The sequence below is a fragment of the Escherichia sp. KS167_9B genome, assembly GCF_030295215.1.
Classification (GTDB): domain Bacteria; phylum Pseudomonadota; class Gammaproteobacteria; order Enterobacterales; family Enterobacteriaceae; genus Escherichia; species Escherichia coli_F.
The window spans coordinates 1,982,484-2,003,680 of record NZ_AP025754.1 but is presented as its reverse complement, the minus strand read 5'-3'; the positions used below and the strand labels follow the sequence as shown (position 1 = coordinate 2,003,680).

Sequence of the window (21,197 nt, the reverse complement as noted above, 5' to 3'; positions counted from 1 at the left end):
GAGCCGCAAAAAGTCGTACTAGTCTCAGTTTTTGTTAAAAAACTGTGTAGGATATTGTTACTCGCTTTTAACAGGGCAACGGAACACCCGCCCAGAGCATAACCAAACCAGGCAGTAAGTGAGAGAACAATGTCAAACAAACCCTTTCATTATCAGGCTCCTTTTCCACTCAAAAAAGATGATACTGAGTATTACCTGCTAACCAGCGAACACGTTAGCGTATCTGAATTTGAAGGGCAGGAGATTTTGAAAGTCGCACCCGAAGCGTTAACTCTGTTGGCGCGTCAGGCGTTTCATGATGCGTCATTTATGCTGCGTCCGGCTCACCAACAACAGGTGGCCGACATTCTGCGTGACCCGGAGGCCAGCGAAAATGATAAATATGTGGCGCTGCAATTCCTGCGTAACTCCGACATCGCGGCAAAAGGCGTTCTGCCAACCTGTCAGGATACCGGCACCGCGATTATTGTTGGTAAAAAAGGGCAGCGTGTATGGACCGGTGGCGGTGATGAAGCAGCGCTGGCGCGCGGTGTCTATAACACTTATATCGAGGATAATCTGCGCTACTCGCAAAACGCGCCGCTGGATATGTATAAAGAGGTGAATACCGGCACTAACTTACCAGCGCAGATCGATCTTTATGCCGTTGATGGTGACGAGTACAAATTCCTCTGTATCGCCAAAGGTGGCGGTTCGGCAAACAAGACGTATCTCTATCAGGAAACCAAAGCGTTACTGACGCCGGGAAAACTGAAAAATTACCTGGTTGAGAAGATGCGCACGCTGGGTACGGCGGCCTGTCCTCCCTATCATATTGCGTTCGTTATTGGTGGAACTTCTGCAGAAACGAATCTTAAAACGGTGAAACTGGCTTCCGCTAAATACTATGATGAACTGCCAACGGAAGGGAATGAGCACGGTCAGGCGTTCCGCGATGTGGAACTTGAAAAAGAATTGCTGATCGAAGCGCAAAATCTTGGTCTGGGTGCGCAGTTTGGTGGTAAATACTTCGCTCACGACATCCGCGTGATTCGCCTGCCACGTCACGGCGCATCCTGCCCGGTCGGTATGGGCGTCTCCTGTTCTGCTGACCGTAATATCAAAGCGAAGATCAACCGTCAGGGGATCTGGATCGAAAAACTGGAACATAATCCAGGCAAATATATCCCGGAAGAGCTGCGCAAAGCGGGAGAAGGCGAAGCAGTGCGCGTTGACCTTAACCGTCCGATGAAAGAGATCCTCGCACAGTTGTCGCAGTATCCCGTTTCTACACGCTTATCGCTGAATGGCACGATTATCGTCGGTCGTGATATTGCTCACGCCAAACTGAAAGAGCGGATGGATAACGGTGAAGGGCTGCCGCAGTACATCAAAGATCATCCGATTTACTATGCGGGTCCGGCCAAAACGCCGGAAGGTTATGCCTCCGGTTCTCTTGGCCCAACGACCGCCGGACGGATGGATTCTTATGTCGATCAACTGCAAGCGCAGGGCGGCAGTATGATCATGCTGGCGAAAGGCAACCGCAGCCAGCAGGTGACGGATGCCTGTAAAAAACACGGCGGTTTCTACCTCGGTAGTATCGGTGGTCCGGCAGCAGTATTGGCGCAGGGAAGTATTAAGAGCCTGGAATGTGTTGAATATCCGGAACTGGGAATGGAAGCCATCTGGAAAATTGAAGTAGAAGATTTCCCGGCGTTTATCCTTGTGGATGATAAAGGAAATGACTTCTTCCAGCAGATACAACTCACACAGTGCACCCGCTGTGTGAAATAAACAGAGCCGCCCTTCGGGGCGGTTTTTTTACATGGCACGAAAGACCAAACATTTGTTATCAAATAGTAAATAATGAGTGAGCTAAAAGTTGCTTAACGAAAGCAAAACAGAAAGAAAAAATTAATCAGGTGAGGAGCAGGCCATGAATACAGTACGCAGCGAAAAAGATTCGATGGGGGCGATTGATGTCCCGGCAGATAAGCTGTGGGGCGCACAAACTCAACGCTCGCTGGAGCATTTCCGCATTTCGACGGAGAAAATGCCCACCTCACTGATTCATGCGCTGGCGCTAACCAAGCGCGCAGCGGCAAAAGTTAATGAAGATTTAGGCTTGTTGTCTGAAGAGAAAGCGAGCGCCATTCGTCAGGCGGCGGATGAAGTATTGGCAGGACAGCATGACGATGAATTCCCGCTGGCAATCTGGCAGACCGGCTCCGGCACGCAAAGTAATATGAACATGAATGAAGTGCTGGCTAATCGGGCCAGTGAATTACTTGGCGGCGTGCGCGGGATGGAGCGTAAAGTTCACCCTAACGACGACGTGAACAAAAGCCAAAGTTCCAATGATGTCTTTCCGACGGCGATGCACGTTGCGGCGCTGCTGGCGCTGCGCAAGCAACTTATTCCGCAGCTTAAAACCCTGACACAGACGCTGAATGAGAAATCGCACGCATTTGCCGATATCGTCAAAATTGGTCGTACCCACTTGCAGGATGCCACGCCGCTAACACTGGGGCAGGAGATTTCCGGCTGGGTAGCGATGCTGGAGCATAATCTCAAACATATCGAATACAGCCTGCCGCATGTAGCGGAACTGGCTATGGGCGGTACAGCTGTGGGTACTGGACTAAATACCCATCCGGAGTATGCGCGTCGCGTGGCAGATGAACTGGCAGTCATTACCTGCGCACCGTTTGTTACCGCGCCGAACAAATTTGAAGCGCTGGCGACCTGTGATGCCCTGGTTCAGGCGCACGGCGCGTTGAAAGGGTTGGCTGCGTCACTGATGAAAATTGCCAATGATGTCCGCTGGCTGGCCTCAGGCCCGCGCTGCGGAATTGGTGAAATCTCAATCCCGGAAAATGAGCCGGGCAGCTCAATCATGCCGGGGAAAGTGAACCCAACCCAGTGTGAGGCATTAACCATGCTCTGCTGTCAGGTGATGGGGAACGACGTGGCGATCAACATGGGGGGCGCTTCCGGTAACTTTGAACTGAACGTCTTCCGTCCGATGGTGATCCACAATTTCCTGCAATCGGTGCGCTTGCTGGCAGATGGCATGGAAAGTTTCAACAAACACTGCGCAGTGGGCATTGAACCGAATCGTGAGCGAATCAATCAATTACTCAATGAATCGCTGATGCTGGTGACTGTGCTCAACACTCACATTGGTTATGACAAAGCCGCCGAGATCGCCAAAAAAGCGCATAAAGAAGGGCTGACCTTAAAAGCTGCGGCCCTTGCGCTGGGTTATCTTAGCGAAGCCGAGTTTGACAGCTGGGTACGGCCAGAACAGATGGTCGGCAGTATGAAAGCAGGGCGTTAATCTGCAACATACAGGTGCAGCCGGGGAATGATCAAACGAAGCGGCTGCGCCTGTGGTTTATAACGGTGTTGCACATTGTCGGCATCGTAATTTAACAACTTCCCAACGTCCGGCACGCCCGCGCCATTATCCCGATTAATCAGCGCAATAAGCGGCGTAGGGCAAGCGTGTTGTACTTGTTTTTGATCTCCCTTGTACCAGACGCGGGCAATCGGCTGCACCTTCACCGGACGTTTGATTTTTAACTTCGCGTCCTGTGGCAGGGTAGCAATATCCTGATACTCTCTCTCCAGTTTTCGTTGCCACTCTTCGCGCGTCCACGGTGCGACACTGCGCGGTGATTTCAGGCTTTTTTCCAGCTGTGCCAGGACTTCATCACGATGCAAATTCTTAATGATATGTTTATTGGCCCAGCCAAAACGTAAAGTGGCGGGGTCGTGCAGAACAGTGAGCGTTCGGTAAGCATTAAGGGTGATCAGCCCCGGCAAATGACGATGCACCCATTCAAAACGCGCCGCTGTGGGGAGTTCTGACTCTACCGTGACGATATGTTCGAAAGTGGTTTTGAGTTGATTGATGCGCTGAATATGACTGACCAACGCTGCTTGCGAAAGGTTATCGACCTGGTAACACAACACGCCAGGCAGTCGAACAGCAGCCTTGCTGCTGCGATTTTCGGACTGTTGCTGAATAAACAAATGGCGGAAATGACGCAACGCCAGCGACTGCGCGTCGTTGCCCAGATGTTGCTTTACCTCAATACGATTAAGCGGGTTATGCTCATCCTCTTTTTTTACCTCCGGCAAAGAGAACACGCGGGCAACCAGCAATTTGTGCTGTTCTAGCTCAGCGGCAAATGCAGCCAGTTCTTGTTCCATCTGGCGAAAGGTAGTGTTGAGTCGGTCTACGAGATCGTAACGCGCCATAATATTAACCACTTTAGTTACAACATACTTTATTTTATAGCACAGTATCGACAGCCTGACCACCGTGCGCGTAATGTCAAGCAGAGGTAAATTGCGGGATGTTATGCCATAACGGCCAGCTAAACGAGAAGCGGGCACCCCCCAGTTCGCTGGTGTCACAATTAACCGTACCGCCCATTGCTAGTGCTATAGAGTGGACAATCGCCAACCCCAGCCCGCAGCCGCCGGTTGAGCGATCCCGGCTGGGATCGAGGCGAACAAAAGGTTCAAAGATATGTTCGCGGTTTTCTGGGGCAATCCCTGGGCCATCATCCTCAACAATTAATGTCGCTCTATTTCCCGACAGTAGCAGGCTGGTTTCAACCGTTGAGTGACAGTAGCGCAGGGCGTTATTGAGCAAATTATCCAGCACGCGCTCCATTAAGCGCATATCCAACGCCGCATAATGGCCTTGCGCGAGCGTTTTAATCCGTACCGTTTTATCGGGCGTTACTGCCTGAATGTCTGCCAGATGCGTTGACAGCCACAACGGCAGGTCTGGTTCGCTAAGATGAAGCTCGTTTTGTGGGCGATCGAGTCGGGCATAAGTCAGCAACTCTTCAATTAAAGCTTCAAGTTGACTGATATCACGATTCAATGCCTGGGATTCGGCGGCGCTCAGGTTATCGCTCATTTCCAGTCGATAACGCAAGCGCACTAACGGCGTTCGCAGTTCGTGAGCGATTCCGTCAATAAGCTGTTTTTTGCTGGCGATCAAGGCGTTGATATTGTCCGCCATCTGGTTAAATGCGACACCAAGTCGTTCAAAGCTTGAATCCTCATCAAAGTGGATACGCTCATTGAGATGCCCATCGCCAAATCGTTGCGCCGCTGCTTCCAGTTTTAACATATCCTGCCAGTGCGGACGCATCCAGATAAACACCGGAAAGGCGAGGGAAATGGCAATAAAAGCGATTAGGGCGATATCCAGTAATCGCATCTGATGGAGGTAATAAAGATAAGGAACAGGACCAACTGCCAGCACGTAGTGGCTGCGCGGGATGCGTTGCAAAAAAGTGTACTGATCGTCCAGGGCGACAATTTCGCCGCCACGCAGCCGGTGCATGGAAATATCATCAAGATGATATTTACTCAGCGGCTCGACACGCAGATCGAAAGAGAGATTTAAATCCATCTCTTTCAGCGTCTTACCCCAATCGTGTGGGGGGATCTCACGCAATTCGCTGCGCATCAGATACAGCGAACTGTTCATCAAATCATCCAGCGACTGTTTGCCCGCGCGTTCGGCGGTAAATTTGTACACCAGCCCAACCAGCAGAGACATCACAAGGAAGCAGACAAACAATAACAGGTAAAACTGGATAAACAGTTTTTTCATCGCTTATTCCCATGCATGAGGCGCAAAAAGATAGCCTTTGTTACGCACAGTTTTAATGCGATAAGGTTCTGCGGCGTTATCGAGCAGTTTTTTTCTTAATCGCGAAATAGCCACATCCACGCTACGATCCAGACCATCATAACTGACGCCACGTAAGTTCTTCAGCAATGCATCGCGGTCCATGATTTGCCCGGCATGAGTGGCTAATTCCCACAATAATTCGAAATCAGCCGTCGAGAGCGAGATTTCAGCATTAGCCAGAGTGACTACGCGGTTGATGGGATCGATAGTCAACGTGCCGAAATGCAGGGCTTTGTAGGGAGTCAGCGTCGTTTCCTGAAGACCTTTGCTCAGTGTGGCTTGCTCATTCTGACGCAAATGCAAACGTAAACGCGCTAACAAAACAGCAGGGGGCGTCGTTTTGAGAATATAGTCGCAGGCACCCATTTCTAGTGCCAGGATGTGGTTCATATCGCTATCGAGAGAGGTTAGAAGAACAATCGGTCCGGACCACTTTGCGCGTAAATCACGACAAATGGTCATGCCGTCCTTGCCTGGTAGCATGATATCGAGTAACACCAAATCCGGATTTTCTCGCAGAATAGTTTCTTCGGCCTGGTCGCCGCGCGGCTCTACGGTAACCTGCATATCATGTTTTGCCAGGTACGCGGCAATCAGTGAACCGACTTCCGCATCATCTTCCACAAATACGATAGTGTTCATATTATTCACGGTAGATATAAAAACGTCACAATACACCGCGCTGTTTTTACTTACTATCAATCGTTTCTAAACAAGGTTTCATCAGGTATTCTACTGGTGACTTGTTATGGAAGTGTTAAGGTAAAAAGATGGGGCTGGTAATCAAAGCCGCGCTCGGTGCGCTGGTAGTGCTGTTGATTGGTGTATTAGCAAAAACGAAAAATTATTATATCGCCGGACTGATTCCGCTTTTTCCGACTTTTGCGCTCATCGCGCATTATATTGTTGCCAGCGAACGCGGCATTGAAGCCTTACGTGCAACAATCATTTTTAGTATGTGGTCGATAATTCCCTATTTTGTTTACCTGGTGTCGCTGTGGTATTTCACCGGAATTATGCGCTTGTCCGCCGCTTTTATCGGTTCTGTAGTGTGCTGGGGACTAAGCGCATGGGTGTTGATTATATGCTGGATTAAGCTGCATTAACGCAGATGACGACCGCCATCAAGTGGGAAACTGCGTCCGGTGACAAAGCAACTGGTAAGTAAGTAATCGACCAGGTCGATCACTTCTTTCTCGCCAGGCGCGGTTTTCATCAGTGATTTATTCAGCGCCTGTTGTCGATATTCGGCATCATCATGCTCATTAAACAGGATCAGCGATGGCGCAATAGAATTCACTTTCACTTCCGGTGCCAGCTTGCGGGCAAACGAGCGGGTCATATTATCCAGTGCCGCTTTGCTTGCAGCATAGGCAATATGTTTGTCGCTACCGCGCTCCACCACATAATCGGTAAAGTGAATGATATCGCTGGCGGCGTGTCCGTGCCCACGCAGTAATCTTTCCAGCGCGTGGTTAAGTAGGTATGGGGCATTAACGTGGATCTGCATCATGCAGGCCAGTACGTCGGTGAGTGGCATACCTGGTTTTTCTGCCATCCACGCACTGGCATTGTGCAACACCGCACGCAGGCCGTGGGTGCTTTTTAGCACTTCATCGGCAAACGCCATCACACCGTCGTTGGTCGAAAAATCAGCCTGAATACACAGCGCACCCGCATTCATCAGCCCATCAATGGCAGGATAGTGTGTCCGATAGCTGACTATCACCGGTTGCTTTTGATTAATGAAATGCCATGCGAGGGCGAGGCCGATGCGACGGCCGCCTCCAGTAATTAATATTGGCAAGGGCTGGGTTTTACCCATCGTTATCTCCTTTGCTATCCAACGATGGGATGAACGTTATCCCACCAGCATCCAGGTCGCCGGAACTGAGGCAATTAACAGCATGCCAATCAGCACCATTTCCTGACGATTCAGTACATTATCATGTGTATGCGTTTTACGCGCGTACAGGAAGACCAGTAGCCCTGGCGCATACAGAACGACGGACAACAGCAGATGCATTGGACCAGAGGCGTACAATAACCATAAGCCATAAATGCAGGCACCGACACCTACCGCTTTATGCAGTGGACGGGTTGCAATTTTCAGCAAGAACGCGCCGACCAGGAAATAAGGTACCAGAATCATTTCTGAGGCGATGGTCAGCAACGTGTTGTAATCGGAACCGGTCAGCCAGATCAGTACCAGACAAATTTGCACGCAGATATTGGTCAGCCACAGTGAGGCGGATGGCGCGGCTTGTGCGTTCTGGCGCGCAAAAATGCGCGGGAATGCTTTATGGGTGGCTGCCAGGAACGGAACTTCTGCCGCCATGATGGTCCAGCTTAAGTACGCACCGCAAACGGAAACGATCAAACCGGCAGCGATGATGATTTCGCCCCACGGTCCCATCATTTCCACCATCAGACCGGCCATTGACGGGTTACGAATTTCAGCCAGTTCAGGACGTGCTACCACGCCCAGCGAAAGCAGCGTTACCAGCAAGTAAACGCCCAGAGCGGAGAGAACCGCCAGCAGTGTTGCTTTACCTACATCACGTTTATTACGCGCACGCGCCGAAACGACCACAGCACCTTCCACACCAATGAAAACCCACAGGGTGATCAGCATGGTGTTTTTCACCTGTTCCCATACCGGTACGCCAAGTGCAAGGCCAGTAAAGTCGAGCTTGAAGGTGTCCAGTTTGAACATCATCATCGCCAGCACAATAAACAGGCCCAGCGGCAACAATTTTGCCAGTGTCGCCACCAGGTTAATGCTGGCAGCGGTTTGTACCCCGCGCAGGATCAAAAAGTGAACAATCCACAATAAAGCCGAGGCACCGACGATCGATTGCCAGGTATTGCCATCGCCAAACAGACGCAATTCCGGCGTGTCCGTAAAAAAGCTTAACGCGGAAAAAACGATCACCAGATAGGAGACGTTGGCGATAACCGCGCACAGCCAGTACCCCCATGCGGAACAAAAGCCGATTAACTCACCAAACCCTTCGCGGGCATAGGTAAAGATGCCGCCGTCAAGCTCGGGGCGAATGCGTGTGAGGATCAGCATGGCAAAGGCCAGCAATAAAATGCCAGCACCAGTAATGCTCCAGCCGATGAGCAGTGCTGCCGGGCTGGCAACTGCCGCCATATTTTGCGGCAGACTGAAAACACCCGCGCCCAGCATTGAGCTTAATACCAGCGCGGTGAGTGCGCTCAGTCCCAGTTTCTTTTCCATCGATATCCAGTGGTTAAAACGTGATTAGAAGAATAAATATTAGGGCAAAACGCATAAAAATGGAGTTTGCCACTGAAGCGCGGGATTTTACGAAGAGATGTGTCTGCATGCAATGGTCGTGGGGAAATTTGTGACTAAAAATGCGAAAGGCGGCATTAAGCCGCCTTATAGTGGTAACTGAATAGTTATTTATACAGATCTGCGCTAACGGTGAGGTTATTACCTCGTTCCTGCCACTGGCGGGTGATGTGGTAATACTTAGCGCCTTTCTTCGCGGCACGTTTCGCAACCTGATAGGAGACTTCGGTCATGTTGCCATAGTTGCCAGAGAATTTGATGCTGTCGAATGGAACCATCATCGCTGCTGTTGCTTTGTTCAGTTCTTCGACTTTAGTACCATCAGGAAGCGTGACAGTGTAACGCCCGCCTTTTGATGACTGGGTTTCAAAGAAGCGACCAACTTCAGAACTTGGTGATGCGGTTGTCGCAACCCCTGGGATCTCTACTTTCTTCGCTGCTTCGCCACCCGCAGCCAGAGCTGCACGTCCCGCTTCGGAATCTGCCGGGATCACATCCGGGCTTTGTACGACGCGTTTCTTAGCATCTTTTTTATAGATGAACGCTGTAATGCGCTGGTTACCGCCCTGGTTAGCATCGATTTGACGAACAATGTAGAAAGCGTAAGCGCCTTTCGCTTTTGCCGCTTTGGTGATGGCGTCATTGACTTCAGGCTGGCTACGATAGAAGCCCTGAACGGTAACCGTATCAAACGGTTCAATCAGAACGGCCTGATCTTTTGGCAGTTCGACAACACCGTTGATAACGCGATTACTTGTTTCTTCGGCTTTTTCAGCATCGGCTTTATAGAGGTCAGCGACCACACGCCAGTTACCGCTGTTACCAAAATCAGAAGTGTCGACAACATAAAAAGAGGCGGCACCTTCTTTATCAGCGCGACGAGAAACGGCTTTCACCGCTTCGCCAATAGCATTAAAACGACCGGTAACCACTACACGGTCAAAAGGTTTAACCGCTGCCGCTTGCTCCGGTGTCAGTTCTGTTGCTGCGTTAACGGAAAAGGCCGTAGCAGAAAGCAGTGCCGACGCCAGGAGGGTGTTCTTAAGCTTCATAAAAATAATCCTTCGCCTTGCGCAAACCAGGTACTGGTATTGTTATTAACGAGAAACGTGGCTGATTATTGCATTTAAACGGTGTAACTGTCTGCGTCATTTTTCATATCACATTCCTTAAGCCAATTTTAATCGTGCTCAAATGACCGTCTATGCTTAAAAAACAGCCGTATCAGCATCAATACTACTGAAGCAACTGAATTGTATAAGTTAATTTAATGTTAAGTAGTGATTCGTGCCGGGGCGATGTCTCGTTTTACCCGACCGTCGAAGACAATTATCAGTCTTTATCCAGCGTTCTAAGGTGTTTATCCCACTATCACGGCTGAATCGTTAATATTTTGCGAGTTCACGCCGAAATACTGATTTTTGGCGCTAGATCACAGGCATAATTTTCAGTACGTTATAGGGCGTTTGTTACTAATTTATTTTAACGGAGTAACATTTAGCTCGTACATGAGCGGCTTGTGTGGATCCTGACACAGGCAAACCATCATCAATAAAACCGATGGAAGGGAATATCATGCGAATTGGCATACCAAGAGAACGGTTAACCAATGAAACCCGTGTTGCAGCAACGCCAAAAACAGTGGAACAGCTGCTGAAACTGGGTTTTACCGTCGCGGTAGAGAGCGGCGCGGGTCAACTGGCAAGTTTTGACGATAAAGCGTTTGTGCAAGCGGGCGCCGAAATTGTAGAAGGGAATAACGTCTGGCAGTCAGAGATCATTCTGAAGGTCAATGCGCCGTTAGATGATGAAATTGCGTTACTGAATCCAGGGACAACGCTGGTGAGTTTTATCTGGCCTGCGCAGAATCCGGAATTAATGCAAAAACTTGCGGAACGTAACGTGACCGTGATGGCGATGGACTCTGTGCCGCGTATCTCACGCGCACAATCGCTTGACGCACTCAGTTCGATGGCGAACATCGCTGGTTATCGCGCCATTGTTGAAGCGGCACATGAATTTGGGCGCTTCTTTACCGGGCAAATCACGGCGGCAGGGAAAGTGCCACCGGCAAAAGTGATGGTGATTGGTGCGGGTGTTGCAGGTCTGGCCGCCATTGGCGCAGCCAATAGTCTCGGCGCGATTGTGCGTGCATTCGACACCCGCCCGGAAGTGAAAGAACAAGTTCAAAGTATGGGCGCGGAATTCCTCGAGCTGGACTTTAAAGAGGAAGCGGGCAGCGGCGATGGCTATGCCAAAGTGATGTCGGATGCGTTCATCAAAGCGGAAATGGAGCTCTTTGCCGCCCAGGCAAAAGAGGTCGATATCATTGTCACCACCGCGCTTATTCCAGGCAAACCAGCGCCGAAGCTGATTACCCGTGAAATGGTTGACTCCATGAAGTCGGGCAGTGTGATTGTCGACCTGGCAGCCCAAAACGGCGGCAACTGTGAATACACCGTACCGGGTGAAATTTTCACTACGGAAAATGGTGTCAAAGTGATTGGTTATACCGATCTTCCGGGCCGTCTGCCGACGCAATCCTCACAGCTTTATGGCACTAACCTCGTTAATCTGCTGAAACTGTTGTGCAAAGAGAAAGACGGCAACATCACGGTTGATTTTGATGATGTGGTGATTCGCGGTGTGACCGTGATCCGTGCTGGCGAAATTACCTGGCCGGCACCGCCGATTCAGGTATCAGCTCAGCCGCAGGCGGCACAAAAAGCGGCACCGGAAGTGAAAACTGAGGAAAAATGTACCTGCTCACCGTGGCGTAAATATGCCTTGATGGCGCTGGCAATTATCCTTTTCGGCTGGCTGGCAAGCGTTGCGCCGAAAGAGTTTCTTGGGCACTTCACCGTTTTCGCGCTGGCGTGCGTTGTCGGCTATTACGTGGTGTGGAATGTTTCGCACGCGCTGCATACACCGTTGATGTCGGTCACCAACGCGATTTCAGGGATTATTGTTGTCGGAGCACTGCTGCAGATTGGCCAGGGCGGCTGGGTTAGCTTCCTTAGTTTTATCGCGGTGCTTATAGCCAGCATTAATATTTTCGGTGGCTTCACCGTGACTCAGCGCATGCTGAAAATGTTCCGCAAAAATTAAGGGGTAACATATGTCTGGAGGATTAGTTACAGCTGCATACATTGTTGCCGCGATCCTGTTTATCTTCAGTCTGGCCGGGCTTTCGAAACATGAAACGTCTCGCCAGGGTAACAACTTCGGTATCGCCGGGATGGCGATTGCGTTAATCGCAACCATCTTTGGACCGGATACGGGTAATGTTGGCTGGATCTTGTTGGCGATGGTCATCGGTGGGGCAATTGGTATCCGCCTGGCGAAGAAAGTTGAAATGACCGAAATGCCAGAACTGGTGGCAATCCTGCATAGCTTCGTGGGTCTGGCAGCAGTACTGGTTGGTTTTAACAGCTATCTGCATCATGACGCGGGAATGGCACCGATTCTGGTCAATATTCACCTGACGGAAGTGTTCCTCGGTATCTTCATCGGGGCGGTAACGTTCACGGGTTCGGTGGTGGCGTTCGGCAAACTGTGTGGCAAAATTTCGTCTAAACCGTTGATGCTGCCAAACCGTCACAAAATGAACCTGGCAGCTCTGGTCGTTTCCTTCCTGCTGCTGATTGTATTTGTTCGCACGGACAGCGTAGGCCTGCAAGTGCTGTCATTGCTGATAATGACCGCCATTGCGCTGGTATTTGGCTGGCATTTAGTCGCCTCCATCGGTGGTGCAGATATGCCAGTCGTCGTGTCAATGCTGAACTCATACTCTGGTTGGGCGGCAGCGGCAGCGGGCTTTATGCTTAGCAACGACCTGCTGATCGTGACCGGCGCGCTGGTCGGTTCTTCGGGGGCAATCCTTTCTTACATTATGTGTAAGGCGATGAACCGTTCCTTTATCAGCGTTATTGCGGGTGGTTTCGGCACCGATGGCTCTTCTACTGGCGATGATCAGGAAGTGGGCGAGCACCGCGAAATCACCGCAGAAGAGACAGCGGAACTGCTGAAAAACTCCCATTCAGTGATCATTACTCCGGGGTACGGCATGGCAGTCGCGCAGGCGCAATATCCTGTCGCTGAAATAACCGAGAAACTGCGCGCTCGTGGTATCAATGTGCGTTTCGGTATCCACCCGGTTGCGGGGCGTTTGCCTGGGCATATGAACGTATTGCTGGCTGAAGCAAAAGTACCGTATGACATCGTGCTGGAAATGGACGAGATCAACGATGACTTTTCTGATACCGATACCGTACTGGTGATTGGTGCTAACGATACGGTTAACCCGGCGGCGCAGGATGATCCGAAGAGTCCGATTGCTGGTATGCCTGTGCTTGAAGTGTGGAAAGCGCAGAACGTGATTGTCTTTAAACGGTCGATGAACACAGGCTATGCTGGTGTGCAAAACCCGCTGTTCTTCAAAGAAAACACCCACATGCTGTTTGGTGATGCCAAAGCCAGTGTGGATGCAATCCTGAAAGCTCTGTAACCCTGACGGCCTCTGCGGAGGCCGTCACTCTTTATTGAGATCGCTTAACAGAACGGCGATGCTTTGACCTCCCGCTGTTTGTTCAAGCGCAATTTTGACAATAATTGTTAACGGCACGGAAAGCAGCATACCCACCGGTCCTAACAACCATCCCCAAAAAATCAACGACAAAAATACCACCAATGTGGAAAGCCCCAGCCCACGTCCCATGATGCGCGGCTCCAGAATATTGCCGAAGACCAGATTAATTAGCAGATATCCCGCCAGCACCAGCAACGCTTCGTAGAAGCCATTAAACACCAGTACCTGAGCGATAGGGGGGATTGCCGCGAGAACTGAACCAATATTCGGGATGTAATTAAGCGCAAAGGCCAGCAATCCCCAGACAAAAGCGAAGCGAACATCGAGTGCGGCGAGCATCGCCCAGGCGACCAGGCCGGTGATGATGCTGATGGCTGTTTTCAGCACCAGATAATGAGACACACTGTCAATCGCGCGCTGAATCGCCGCCATCCCTTCAACCGGACGCGCCATCATTTGCTGAAATTTTCCGGGCAATTGTGGCACTTCGAGCAGCATAAACAGCACCGTCAGCAGCAATAAAAATATTGATGACATGGCATTAGATAACTGCGTCAATAAGTTGGTGAGCAACGTCATCGCCGCGTTCGGGTCAATGTAATGCGCCAGTTGGTCAACTGAGACATCAATCCCTACGCGTTGCAACAACGGTTCAATAGCTTGAAGTGGTGTCATAATGGAGTTGCGATATTGCGGCAACGTCCTCGTTAATTCATTGAGCGCGGACCCCAGATAAGCTAGCAGCAACACCATTGCCATCACGATGATGGTCATCAAAATCGACACCGCCAGTACACGCGGCACTCGCCAGCGGACCATGTGTTGCACCAGCGGGTTAAGAATAACAGCAATAAATAATGCGAGAATAAACGGCACGATGATCTCGGCGGCAAAACGGATACCGCAGAGAATAATGACCAGCATTCCCAACATAATGACGATTTTTAGGCCATTGAGCGTGATGATCGGCTTTGCCATGCTTGTCCCCGTTTTTTCTTCCTTTGCTAATAATAATGTCTTTTTCGCTCCGTCATCATAACGAAAATCAAACCGCTCAGGTAAAGAAGTGAAAATATTTTGAGTTAATTCTTAAGCTATGATACAAATCAGGCGTGTTCAACTACCGAGGACAATTATCATCCGCGATGATGAGAAGCAACACTGCGGATAATTGTAATATTATGGACAATTTGTTCAGGACGTTATTTTCTACATTTACCCATCTTCGTACCTCATCCACTATCTTGCTCGTAGGTGAGCAGCACTGGCGCAACGCGCTTTAGTCCTTTCTTCTGCCTAACCTTGCGCTATGCGCGGGGCTTGATCACTTTGCTCTGGTTTCGCTGAATTGAGCGAAAGATAAAATAATTCTCTTGCAGGAGAAGGACGATGTATATTTATTGGATTTTATTAGGTCTGGCTATTGCTACGGAAATTACCGGCACGCTGTCAATGAAATGGGCGAGCGTCAGTGAGGGTAATGGCGGTTTTATTTTAATGCTGGTGATGATTTCTCTGTCGTATATATTTCTCTCCTTCGCCGTTAAAAAAATCGCCTTAGGCGTAGCTTATGCGCTGTGGGAAGGTATCGGTATTTTATTGATTACCTTGTTTAGCGTTTTGTTATTCGATGAAAGTTTATCGCTGATGAAAATTGCCGGGTTAACGACCCTGGTGGCTGGGATTGTATTAATCAAATCAGGTACCCGTAAAGCGTGTAAACCTGAGCCGGAGGTGAACCATGGCGCAGTTTGAATGGGTACACGCCGTCTGGCTGGCATTGGCAATCGTGCTGGAAATCGTTGCTAATGTCTTTTTGAAATTTTCTGACGGCTTTCGTCGCAAAATCTATGGTTTGCTCTCCCTGGCGGCGGTGCTGGCTGCCTTTAGTGCGCTTTCTCAAGCCGTTAAAGGGATTGACTTGTCTGTAGCCTATGCATTGTGGGGCGGATTTGGTATTGCCGCCACGTTAGTCGCAGGTTGGGTTTTGTTTGGTCAACGTTTAAATCGCAAAGGCTGGATTGGCCTGGTCTTGCTGTTGGCTGGAATGATTATGGTGAAGTTTGCCTGATGAACACGCTGCCCGTGCTGTCGGGCAGCGTTTGAATGCTATTTTTGCAAAAGTTGGTCTAGCTTGTCGCGAAAACCAGTGACAGAAATGGCCCGGTTATCGGCACGCCAGCGATCTTTCGCGGCAGGAGCCGAACTTTGCACGCCAATTAACTGCCAGCCGTTATCGGTATGCAACATCAGAGGCGAACCGCTATCACCCGGCAAAGTATCGCACTGATGCGACATCACCGACGTTTGCGCCCAGCCAGTTACTTCGCAATTTTGATGACTGTATAGCGTATCGAGGTGATCTTCAGGATATCCCGCTTGAGTCACTTTTCGACCTGCCGCTTTTAATGCGGCGGTAAGTGCGGCTTTATCTCCCGCAAATAACGGCAACGGTGTAATGCCAGAAGGGGGATTACGTAGCACAATCAAACCGAAGTCCCACGGCGCAGCTGCGGGAGGAACAATCCAACCATCCCCATCTGCTTTTAACCGCTTTCCCAGTGTCGGGTCAACGCGGCCTTCTATGTCGTGGATCTCATAGCGCCAAAGACCTTTATTTGACACAAAACGCAGCGCCACCGCTTTATCGGCTTTACCCTTTGGCGGCATCAATAAACAGTGTCCTGCCGTTAATGCCAGATTGGGTGCAATCAGCGTCGCCGTACATAAATTGCCGCTGGCCGTTTCCAGTTGCCCAACCGCATCCCACGGTGATTGGGTCGTGTCATTCACTGGCACACGATCATCATGACCAAAAAACAGGGTGCTGACCTCATCGTTTGCCGATTTGGCAACGTCTGGTTTATCTGCAAACACAAAAGCAGACGTCAAACTAATTGCACCCAACACTACAGCAATGGTTGTACGCATATCACACTCTGGTGGGTAATTATGATTATTAAAAGCAAACCCTCATAAATACTATAGACGGGACGGGATGAAAGTGGGAGTAAAATCAGATAACTACGATCAGGAAAGATAAAAACGGGTGGCAATCAGTGCGCATAAAATAAGGATGATAAGAATGAACTCAAAGCGATAACGGCCCACCATACTACCCTCCGCTTAAGGCGGTGCTAAACGTTACCCGCTTAGCACCGTAATTTTCAGGCGCGAGGGGGCGCGCCAGCATTACTGTTGAAAACTTACGCTGCGGGTTGTGCAGCAGGTTTTGCCGGTTGCTGATGGCTGTGTTTCTTGGCGTGTTTCTTCGCTGCCTGCGCTTTTTGTTCAGGGGCTTTCTGTTCAGCTTTCGCATTTTTATGATGCTTTTTAGCCGCCTGCGCTTTCTGGGCAGGTGCTGCTTTATGCTGTTTTTTATGATGTGTAGTTTTCGCCGGCGCTGCTTTGGTGGTCGTCGCAGTCGGAGCAGGTGTGGTCGCAGTCTCTGCAGCAAAGGCGGCAGAAGACAGACCCATAGCAGCGGCAACAACCAGAGCTAATACTTTTTTCATTGTCATACCCTCAATTTGTTTTTTCATTTAACCCCACTGCGGGGCCGTTGAAATAACTATATCCCTGGGAATGGCAGACTTCCGTGAGTGGTTGGTTTCAGCGTGTAACGATATGTACAATAGCAGAACAAATTACAGAATTGATAATAACGTATTGTGACTTAAGGAAAATTCAGCTACCAATAATAGTAGTCTTGATCGGGTTAACTATTTTACTACGTACAAAGCAGTACAATACCTGCGCATCAGTAATAAATGACACACAGCAAAATGAATCCGTTTCTTTGGATATTTATAATCCTGATGACACTAGATGCGCTGCGGGAATTGGCTGGCGCTTCGTCTATTTTAGGATGGCTATTAACGTTGGTTTGAGCAGGCAATAAGTCCGGATGGGTATTTACCGCAGTCCGGACTTATTTTTAGGCGTGCAGACGACGATGCAAACGCGTCCCGACCAGCAGAGCAATGACCAGCATCAGAGCAATAAATGCGCCGACGCCGTTCCAGCCATAGTTATGCCAGAAAACACCACCCAGCGTCCCGGCAATACTCGACCCCAGATAGTAACTGAACAGATACAGCGAGGAGGCCTGGCCTTTAGCGCGTTTTGCGCGGGGGCCGATCCAGCTGCTGGCAACGGAGTGGGCTGCGAAGAATCCGGCTGAGAAGAGTAACATTCCGGCAAAGATTAGCCACAGCGAGCTGAATAAGGTCATCAGTAAACCAAACAGCATAACCCCCGTCGAAAACAACATCACTGGACCGCGCCCATAGCGGGTGGTCATGGTTCCGGCTTTGGGTGAGCTCCATGTACCGGTCAAATAAGCCAGCGATAATAAGCCAACCACGGCCTGACTGACATGCCAGGGGGAAAGCATCAACCGATAGCCGATGTAATTAAACAGCGTGACGAACGACCCCATCAGCAAAAAGCCTTCTGCGAACAATAACGGCAATCCCCGGTCACGCCAGTGCAGACGAAAGTTGATAAATAACGTCTTTGGTCGCAGGGAAGTCGGGCGAAAATGGCGTGATTCCGGGAGGATTTTCCAGAACATCAACGCCGAGGCCAGCGCGAAACAGCCGATAGCCGCCAGAGCAATTCGCCAGTTGAAAAAGTCCGTGAAGACACCGCTAATTAAGCGTCCGCTCATGCCGCCAATTGAGTTGCCGCTGATATACAACCCCATCGAAAAGGCCACGAAACTGGGGTGGATTTCCTCGCTAAGATAAGTCATGCCAACAGCTGCCACGCCACTTAACGAAAGCCCAATCAAGGCGCGCATAATCAAAATGCCGTGCCAGCTGGTCATCATTGTCGAAAGTAACGTACAAATGGAGGCCAACAGTAGCGCCGTGACCATCACTGGTTTGCGACCAATGGCATCGGATAGCGGGCCAGTAAACAGCAAACCGATAGCCAACATCGCCGTTGAAATGGACAGTGAAATACTACTGTTCGCAGGCGTTAAGCCAAACTCCTGCGAAAGCACCGGAAGGATAGGTTGCACACAATAGAGAAGTGCGAAGGTTGCCAGTCCGGCAGAGAAAAGCGCCAGGGTGACGCGCATAAATTGCGGCGTACCGCGTTTAATAAATTGATTTGGCTGAGAAATGCTTTGCTTGTCAGTGACGCTTGCCGGAGCGCCATCAACAGTTGTAGTACGGCTCACTTGAAATCCTTGCTAAATATGCCTGTGGATCAGGCTTATGAATAGATTAGGAAAATCGAATTGTTCTGTCTAATATATTAATAATCTCAAATAAGATGTTTTAAATATGAATATTGAACTTCGTCATCTGCGTTACTTTGTTGCTGTTGCGGAAGAGCTGCATTTCGGGCGCGCCGCTGCCCGCCTGAATATTTCGCAACCACCGCTAAGTCAGCAGATTCAGGCGCTGGAGCAACAAATTGGTGCCCGACTGCTGGCACGGACCAATCGCAGTGTATTGCTGACGGAAGCAGGAAAACAGTTTCTTGCAGATAGTCGGCAAATCCTGTCTATGGTGGATGACGCTGCCGCTCGCGCTGAAAGGCTGCATCAGGGCGAAGCGGGGGAGTTGCGCATTGGTTTTACTTCGTCCGCTCCTTTTATTCGGGCGGTGTCCGATACGTTATCGCTGTTTCGTCGTGATTATCCCGATGTCCATTTACAAACCCGCGAAATGAACACTCGCGAGCAAATCGCTCCGCTCATTGAAGGAACGCTGGATATGGGATTGCTGCGTAACACAGCGTTACCGGAGACGCTTGAACACGCAGTCATCGTCCATGAACCGCTTATGGCGATGATCCCGCACGATCATCCCCTGGCAAATAACCCGAGTGTAACGCTGGCTGAACTGGCGAAAGAACCCTTTGTCTTTTTTGATCCGCACGTAGGGACAGGGCTGTATGACGATATTCTCGGGCTGATGAGACGTTACAATTTGACGCCCGTCATCACTCAGGAGGTGGGTGAGGCAATGACCATCATCGGTCTGGTTTCCGCTGGTCTGGGTGTTTCAATTTTGCCTGCGTCATTTAAACGTGTTCAGCTCAACGAAATGCGCTGGGTGCCGATTGCTGAAGAGGATGCGGTTTCTGAAATGTGGTTGGTCTGGCCGAAACACCATGAACAAAGTCCGGCTGCGCGTAACTTTCGTATTCATCTGCTGAATGCTCTCAGGTGAGGGAAATTTCAGCGAAAAAGCCCGAAAAATGTGCTGTTAATCACATGCCTAAGTAAAAATTTGACGACACGTATTGAAGTGCTTCACCATAGCCTACAGATTATTTCGGAGCGCGAAAATATAGGGAGTATGCGGTGGTTGCTGAAAACCAGCCTGGGCACATTGATCAAATAAAGCAGACCAACGCGGGCGCGGTTTATCGCCTGATTGATCAGCTTGGTCCAGTCTCGCGTATCGATCTTTCCCGTCTGGCGCAACTGGCTCCTGCCAGTATCACCAAAATTGTCCGTGAGATGCTCGAAGCACACCTGGTGCAAGAGCTGGAAATCAAAGAAGCGGGGAACCGTGGCCGTCCGGCGGTGGGGCTGGTGGTTGAAACTGAAGCCTGGCACTATCTTTCTCTGCGCATTAGTCGCGGGGAGATTTTCCTTGCTTTGCGCGATCTGAGCAGCAAACTGGTGGTGGAGGAGTCGCAGGAACTGGCGTTAAAAGATGACTCGCCATTGTTGGATCGTATCATTTCCCATATCGATCAGTTTTTTATCCGCCATCAGAAAAAACTTGAGCGTCTGACTTCGATTGCCATTACCTTGCCGGGAATTATTGATACGGAAAATGGTATTGTACATCGCATGCCGTTCTACGAGGATGTAAAAGAGATGCCGCTCGGCGAGGCGCTGGAGCAGCATACCGGCGTACCGGTTTATATTCAGCATGATATCAGCGCATGGACGATGGCTGAGGCCTTGTTTGGTGCCTCACGCGGGGCGCGCGATGTGATTCAGGTGGTTATCGATCACAACGTGGGGGCGGGCGTCATTACCGATGGTCATCTGCTACACGCAGGCAGCAGTAGCCTCGTGGAGATTGGTCACACGCAGGTCGACCCATATGGGAAACGCTGTTATTGCGGGAATCACGGCTGCCTCGAAACCATTGCCAGTGTGGACAGTATTCTTGAGTTGGCACAGCTGCGTCTCAATCAATCCATGAGCTCGATGTTACATGGACAGCCGTTAACCGTGGACTCATTGTGTCAGGCGGCATTGCGCGGCGATCTGCTGGCAAAAGACATCATTACCGGGGTGGGCGCGCATGTCGGGCGCATTCTTGCCATCATGGTGAATTTATTTAACCCACAAAAAATACTGATTGGCTCACCGTTAAGTAAAGCGGCAGATATCCTCTTCCCGGTCATCTCGGACAGCATCCGTCAGCAGGCCCTTCCTGCGTATAGTCAGCACATTAGTGTTGAGAGTACTCAATTTTCTAACCAGGGTACGATGGCAGGGGCTGCGCTGGTAAAAGACGCGATGTATAACGGTTCTTTGTTGATTCGTCTGTTGCAGGGTTAACATTTTTTAACTGTTCTACCAAAATTTGCGCTAT

22 protein-coding genes are annotated in these 21,197 nt (G+C 50.1%); 11 read left to right on the top strand and 11 right to left on the bottom strand.

What is annotated here, in order from left to right:
• The first annotated feature begins 129 nt into the window (after positions 1-129).
• Positions 130-1,776 (top strand): class I fumarate hydratase, encoded by a 1,647-nt coding sequence (fumB, locus tag QUE34_RS10005; RefSeq protein ID WP_000066639.1) that lies wholly within the window; start codon positions 130-132, stop codon positions 1,774-1,776.
• Positions 1,777-1,918: 142 nt separating this feature from the next.
• Positions 1,919-3,322 carry a class II fumarate hydratase gene (gene fumC, locus QUE34_RS10000; RefSeq protein WP_032303110.1) on the top strand — a complete coding sequence of 468 codons (1,404 nt, stop codon included), beginning with the start codon at positions 1,919-1,921 and terminating at the stop codon, positions 3,320-3,322.
• On the opposite strand, the gene tus is transcribed toward fumC, so the two are convergent.
• The 3 genes from tus to rstA form a co-directional block, all read right to left on the bottom strand.
• A complete protein-coding gene (gene tus / locus QUE34_RS09995; protein WP_105268561.1) occupies positions 3,319-4,248 on the bottom strand; it encodes a DNA replication terminus site-binding protein in 930 nt (309 codons plus the stop codon). The two genes, fumC and tus, sit on opposite strands and share 4 nt — an antisense overlap.
• Before the next feature lie 76 nt (positions 4,249-4,324).
• Positions 4,325-5,626: a two-component system sensor histidine kinase RstB gene (gene rstB, locus QUE34_RS09990; RefSeq protein ID WP_000732483.1), complete on the bottom strand. Its 1,302-nt coding sequence runs from the start codon at positions 5,624-5,626 to the stop codon at positions 4,325-4,327.
• Between the two features lie 3 nt (positions 5,627-5,629).
• Complete coding sequence (gene rstA, locus QUE34_RS09985) at positions 5,630-6,349, bottom strand: two-component system response regulator RstA (RefSeq protein WP_001092506.1); 720 nt, start codon at positions 6,347-6,349, stop codon at positions 5,630-5,632.
• A 128-nt stretch (positions 6,350-6,477) separates the two neighbouring features.
• On the opposite strand from rstA, the gene QUE34_RS09980 reads away from it, so the two are divergent.
• Positions 6,478-6,813, top strand: a complete 336-nt coding sequence (locus QUE34_RS09980; RefSeq protein WP_032303107.1) for a GlpM family protein — start codon at positions 6,478-6,480, stop codon at positions 6,811-6,813.
• Here QUE34_RS09980 and folM read toward each other — a convergent pair.
• The 3 genes from folM to ydgH form a co-directional block, all read right to left on the bottom strand.
• Entirely contained in the window at positions 6,810-7,532 is a 723-nt protein-coding gene (folM, locus tag QUE34_RS09975) for a dihydromonapterin reductase (RefSeq protein ID WP_000520808.1), read from the bottom strand. The two genes, QUE34_RS09980 and folM, sit on opposite strands and share 4 nt — an antisense overlap.
• Before the next feature lie 36 nt (positions 7,533-7,568).
• Entirely contained in the window at positions 7,569-8,951 is a 1,383-nt protein-coding gene (locus QUE34_RS09970) for an amino acid permease (RefSeq protein WP_000412394.1), read from the bottom strand.
• A gap of 185 nt (positions 8,952-9,136) precedes the next feature.
• On the bottom strand, positions 9,137-10,081 hold the full coding sequence (ydgH, locus tag QUE34_RS09965) for a DUF1471 family protein YdgH (RefSeq protein ID WP_000769317.1): 945 nt from the start codon (positions 10,079-10,081) through the stop codon (positions 9,137-9,139).
• A 523-nt stretch (positions 10,082-10,604) separates the two neighbouring features.
• Here ydgH and pntA point away from each other — a divergent pair.
• Positions 10,605-12,137: a Re/Si-specific NAD(P)(+) transhydrogenase subunit alpha gene (gene pntA / locus QUE34_RS09960; RefSeq protein WP_001219378.1), complete on the top strand. Its 1,533-nt coding sequence runs from the start codon at positions 10,605-10,607 to the stop codon at positions 12,135-12,137.
• A gap of 10 nt (positions 12,138-12,147) precedes the next feature.
• Positions 12,148-13,536 (top strand): Re/Si-specific NAD(P)(+) transhydrogenase subunit beta, encoded by a 1,389-nt coding sequence (gene pntB, locus QUE34_RS09955; RefSeq protein WP_032303105.1) that lies wholly within the window; start codon positions 12,148-12,150, stop codon positions 13,534-13,536.
• Between the two features lie 24 nt (positions 13,537-13,560).
• Here pntB and tqsA read toward each other — a convergent pair whose 3' ends face one another.
• Positions 13,561-14,595, bottom strand: coding sequence for an AI-2 transporter TqsA (gene tqsA, locus QUE34_RS09950; protein WP_001118215.1), 1,035 nt, complete (start codon positions 14,593-14,595; stop codon positions 13,561-13,563).
• 134 nt (positions 14,596-14,729) lie between these two features.
• Between tqsA and QUE34_RS28590 the strand changes: the two genes are divergently transcribed.
• From QUE34_RS28590 to mdtI, 3 genes are all read left to right on the top strand, one after another.
• Positions 14,730-14,900, top strand: coding sequence for a protein YdgV (locus tag QUE34_RS28590; protein ID WP_085948401.1), 171 nt, complete (start codon positions 14,730-14,732; stop codon positions 14,898-14,900).
• A 106-nt stretch (positions 14,901-15,006) separates the two neighbouring features.
• A complete protein-coding gene (gene mdtJ / locus QUE34_RS09945; protein WP_000276155.1) occupies positions 15,007-15,372 on the top strand; it encodes a multidrug/spermidine efflux SMR transporter subunit MdtJ in 366 nt (121 codons plus the stop codon).
• Entirely contained in the window at positions 15,359-15,688 is a 330-nt protein-coding gene (gene mdtI, locus QUE34_RS09940; protein ID WP_000046674.1) for a multidrug/spermidine efflux SMR transporter subunit MdtI, read from the top strand. The genes mdtJ and mdtI overlap by 14 nt, the downstream gene beginning before the upstream one ends.
• Before the next feature lie 38 nt (positions 15,689-15,726).
• Here the strand turns inward: mdtI and QUE34_RS09935 are convergent, their stop codons facing one another.
• The 3 genes from QUE34_RS09935 to asr all read right to left on the bottom strand — a co-directional run bounded on the left by QUE34_RS09935 (position 15,727) and on the right by asr (position 17,132).
• A complete protein-coding gene (locus QUE34_RS09935) occupies positions 15,727-16,548 on the bottom strand; it encodes a trypsin-like serine peptidase (protein WP_032303104.1) in 822 nt (273 codons plus the stop codon).
• Between the two features lie 99 nt (positions 16,549-16,647).
• Positions 16,648-16,731, bottom strand: coding sequence for a small membrane protein YdgU (gene ydgU, locus QUE34_RS09930; RefSeq protein ID WP_000233092.1), 84 nt, complete (start codon positions 16,729-16,731; stop codon positions 16,648-16,650).
• Positions 16,732-16,823: 92 nt separating this feature from the next.
• A complete protein-coding gene (asr, locus tag QUE34_RS09925; RefSeq protein ID WP_001362115.1) occupies positions 16,824-17,132 on the bottom strand; it encodes an acid resistance repetitive basic protein Asr in 309 nt (102 codons plus the stop codon).
• A 255-nt stretch (positions 17,133-17,387) separates the two neighbouring features.
• Here asr and QUE34_RS28430 point away from each other — a divergent pair, with 255 nt between their 5' ends.
• A complete protein-coding gene (locus QUE34_RS28430; RefSeq protein ID WP_212591547.1) occupies positions 17,388-17,507 on the top strand; it encodes a KPN_01571 family protein in 120 nt (39 codons plus the stop codon).
• Between the two features lie 47 nt (positions 17,508-17,554).
• On the opposite strand, the gene ynfM is transcribed toward QUE34_RS28430, so the two are convergent.
• Positions 17,555-18,808, bottom strand: a complete 1,254-nt coding sequence (ynfM, locus tag QUE34_RS09920) for a multidrug efflux MFS transporter YnfM/SxtP(Kp) (protein ID WP_000091858.1) — start codon at positions 18,806-18,808, stop codon at positions 17,555-17,557.
• A gap of 106 nt (positions 18,809-18,914) precedes the next feature.
• Here ynfM and ynfL point away from each other — a divergent pair, with 106 nt between their 5' ends.
• Together ynfL and mlc are read left to right on the top strand one after the other, a co-directional pair.
• Entirely contained in the window at positions 18,915-19,808 is an 894-nt protein-coding gene (gene ynfL, locus QUE34_RS09915) for a multidrug efflux transcriptional activator YnfL/SxtR(Kp) (protein WP_001019560.1), read from the top strand.
• Between the two features lie 134 nt (positions 19,809-19,942).
• On the top strand, positions 19,943-21,163 hold the full coding sequence (gene mlc, locus QUE34_RS09910; RefSeq protein ID WP_000225276.1) for a sugar metabolism global transcriptional regulator Mlc: 1,221 nt from the start codon (positions 19,943-19,945) through the stop codon (positions 21,161-21,163).
• The last annotated feature ends 34 nt before the right edge of the window (positions 21,164-21,197 follow it).

Excerpts from the sequence above, each read along its gene's own strand:
- fumB (WP_000066639.1), top strand. The coding sequence starts at position 130 with ATGTCAAACAAACCCTTTCATTATCAGGCTCCTTTTCCACTCAAAAAA.
- fumC (WP_032303110.1), top strand. The coding sequence starts at position 1,919 with ATGAATACAGTACGCAGCGAAAAAGATTCGATGGGGGCGATTGATGTC.
- tus (WP_105268561.1), bottom strand. The coding sequence starts at position 4,248 with ATGGCGCGTTACGATCTCGTAGACCGACTCAACACTACCTTTCGCCAG.
- rstB (WP_000732483.1), bottom strand. The coding sequence starts at position 5,626 with ATGAAAAAACTGTTTATCCAGTTTTACCTGTTATTGTTTGTCTGCTTC.
- rstA (WP_001092506.1), bottom strand. The coding sequence starts at position 6,349 with ATGAACACTATCGTATTTGTGGAAGATGATGCGGAAGTCGGTTCACTG.
- QUE34_RS09980 (WP_032303107.1), top strand. The coding sequence starts at position 6,478 with ATGGGGCTGGTAATCAAAGCCGCGCTCGGTGCGCTGGTAGTGCTGTTG.
- folM (WP_000520808.1), bottom strand. The coding sequence starts at position 7,532 with ATGGGTAAAACCCAGCCCTTGCCAATATTAATTACTGGAGGCGGCCGT.
- QUE34_RS09970 (WP_000412394.1), bottom strand. The coding sequence starts at position 8,951 with ATGGAAAAGAAACTGGGACTGAGCGCACTCACCGCGCTGGTATTAAGC.
- ydgH (WP_000769317.1), bottom strand. The coding sequence starts at position 10,081 with ATGAAGCTTAAGAACACCCTCCTGGCGTCGGCACTGCTTTCTGCTACG.
- pntA (WP_001219378.1), top strand. The coding sequence starts at position 10,605 with ATGCGAATTGGCATACCAAGAGAACGGTTAACCAATGAAACCCGTGTT.
- pntB (WP_032303105.1), top strand. The coding sequence starts at position 12,148 with ATGTCTGGAGGATTAGTTACAGCTGCATACATTGTTGCCGCGATCCTG.
- tqsA (WP_001118215.1), bottom strand. The coding sequence starts at position 14,595 with ATGGCAAAGCCGATCATCACGCTCAATGGCCTAAAAATCGTCATTATG.
- mdtJ (WP_000276155.1), top strand. The coding sequence starts at position 15,007 with ATGTATATTTATTGGATTTTATTAGGTCTGGCTATTGCTACGGAAATT.
- mdtI (WP_000046674.1), top strand. The coding sequence starts at position 15,359 with ATGGCGCAGTTTGAATGGGTACACGCCGTCTGGCTGGCATTGGCAATC.
- QUE34_RS09935 (WP_032303104.1), bottom strand. The coding sequence starts at position 16,548 with ATGCGTACAACCATTGCTGTAGTGTTGGGTGCAATTAGTTTGACGTCT.
- ydgU (WP_000233092.1), bottom strand. The coding sequence starts at position 16,731 with ATGGTGGGCCGTTATCGCTTTGAGTTCATTCTTATCATCCTTATTTTA.
- asr (WP_001362115.1), bottom strand. The coding sequence starts at position 17,132 with ATGAAAAAAGTATTAGCTCTGGTTGTTGCCGCTGCTATGGGTCTGTCT.
- QUE34_RS28430 (WP_212591547.1), top strand. The coding sequence starts at position 17,388 with ATGACACACAGCAAAATGAATCCGTTTCTTTGGATATTTATAATCCTG.
- ynfL (WP_001019560.1), top strand. The coding sequence starts at position 18,915 with ATGAATATTGAACTTCGTCATCTGCGTTACTTTGTTGCTGTTGCGGAA.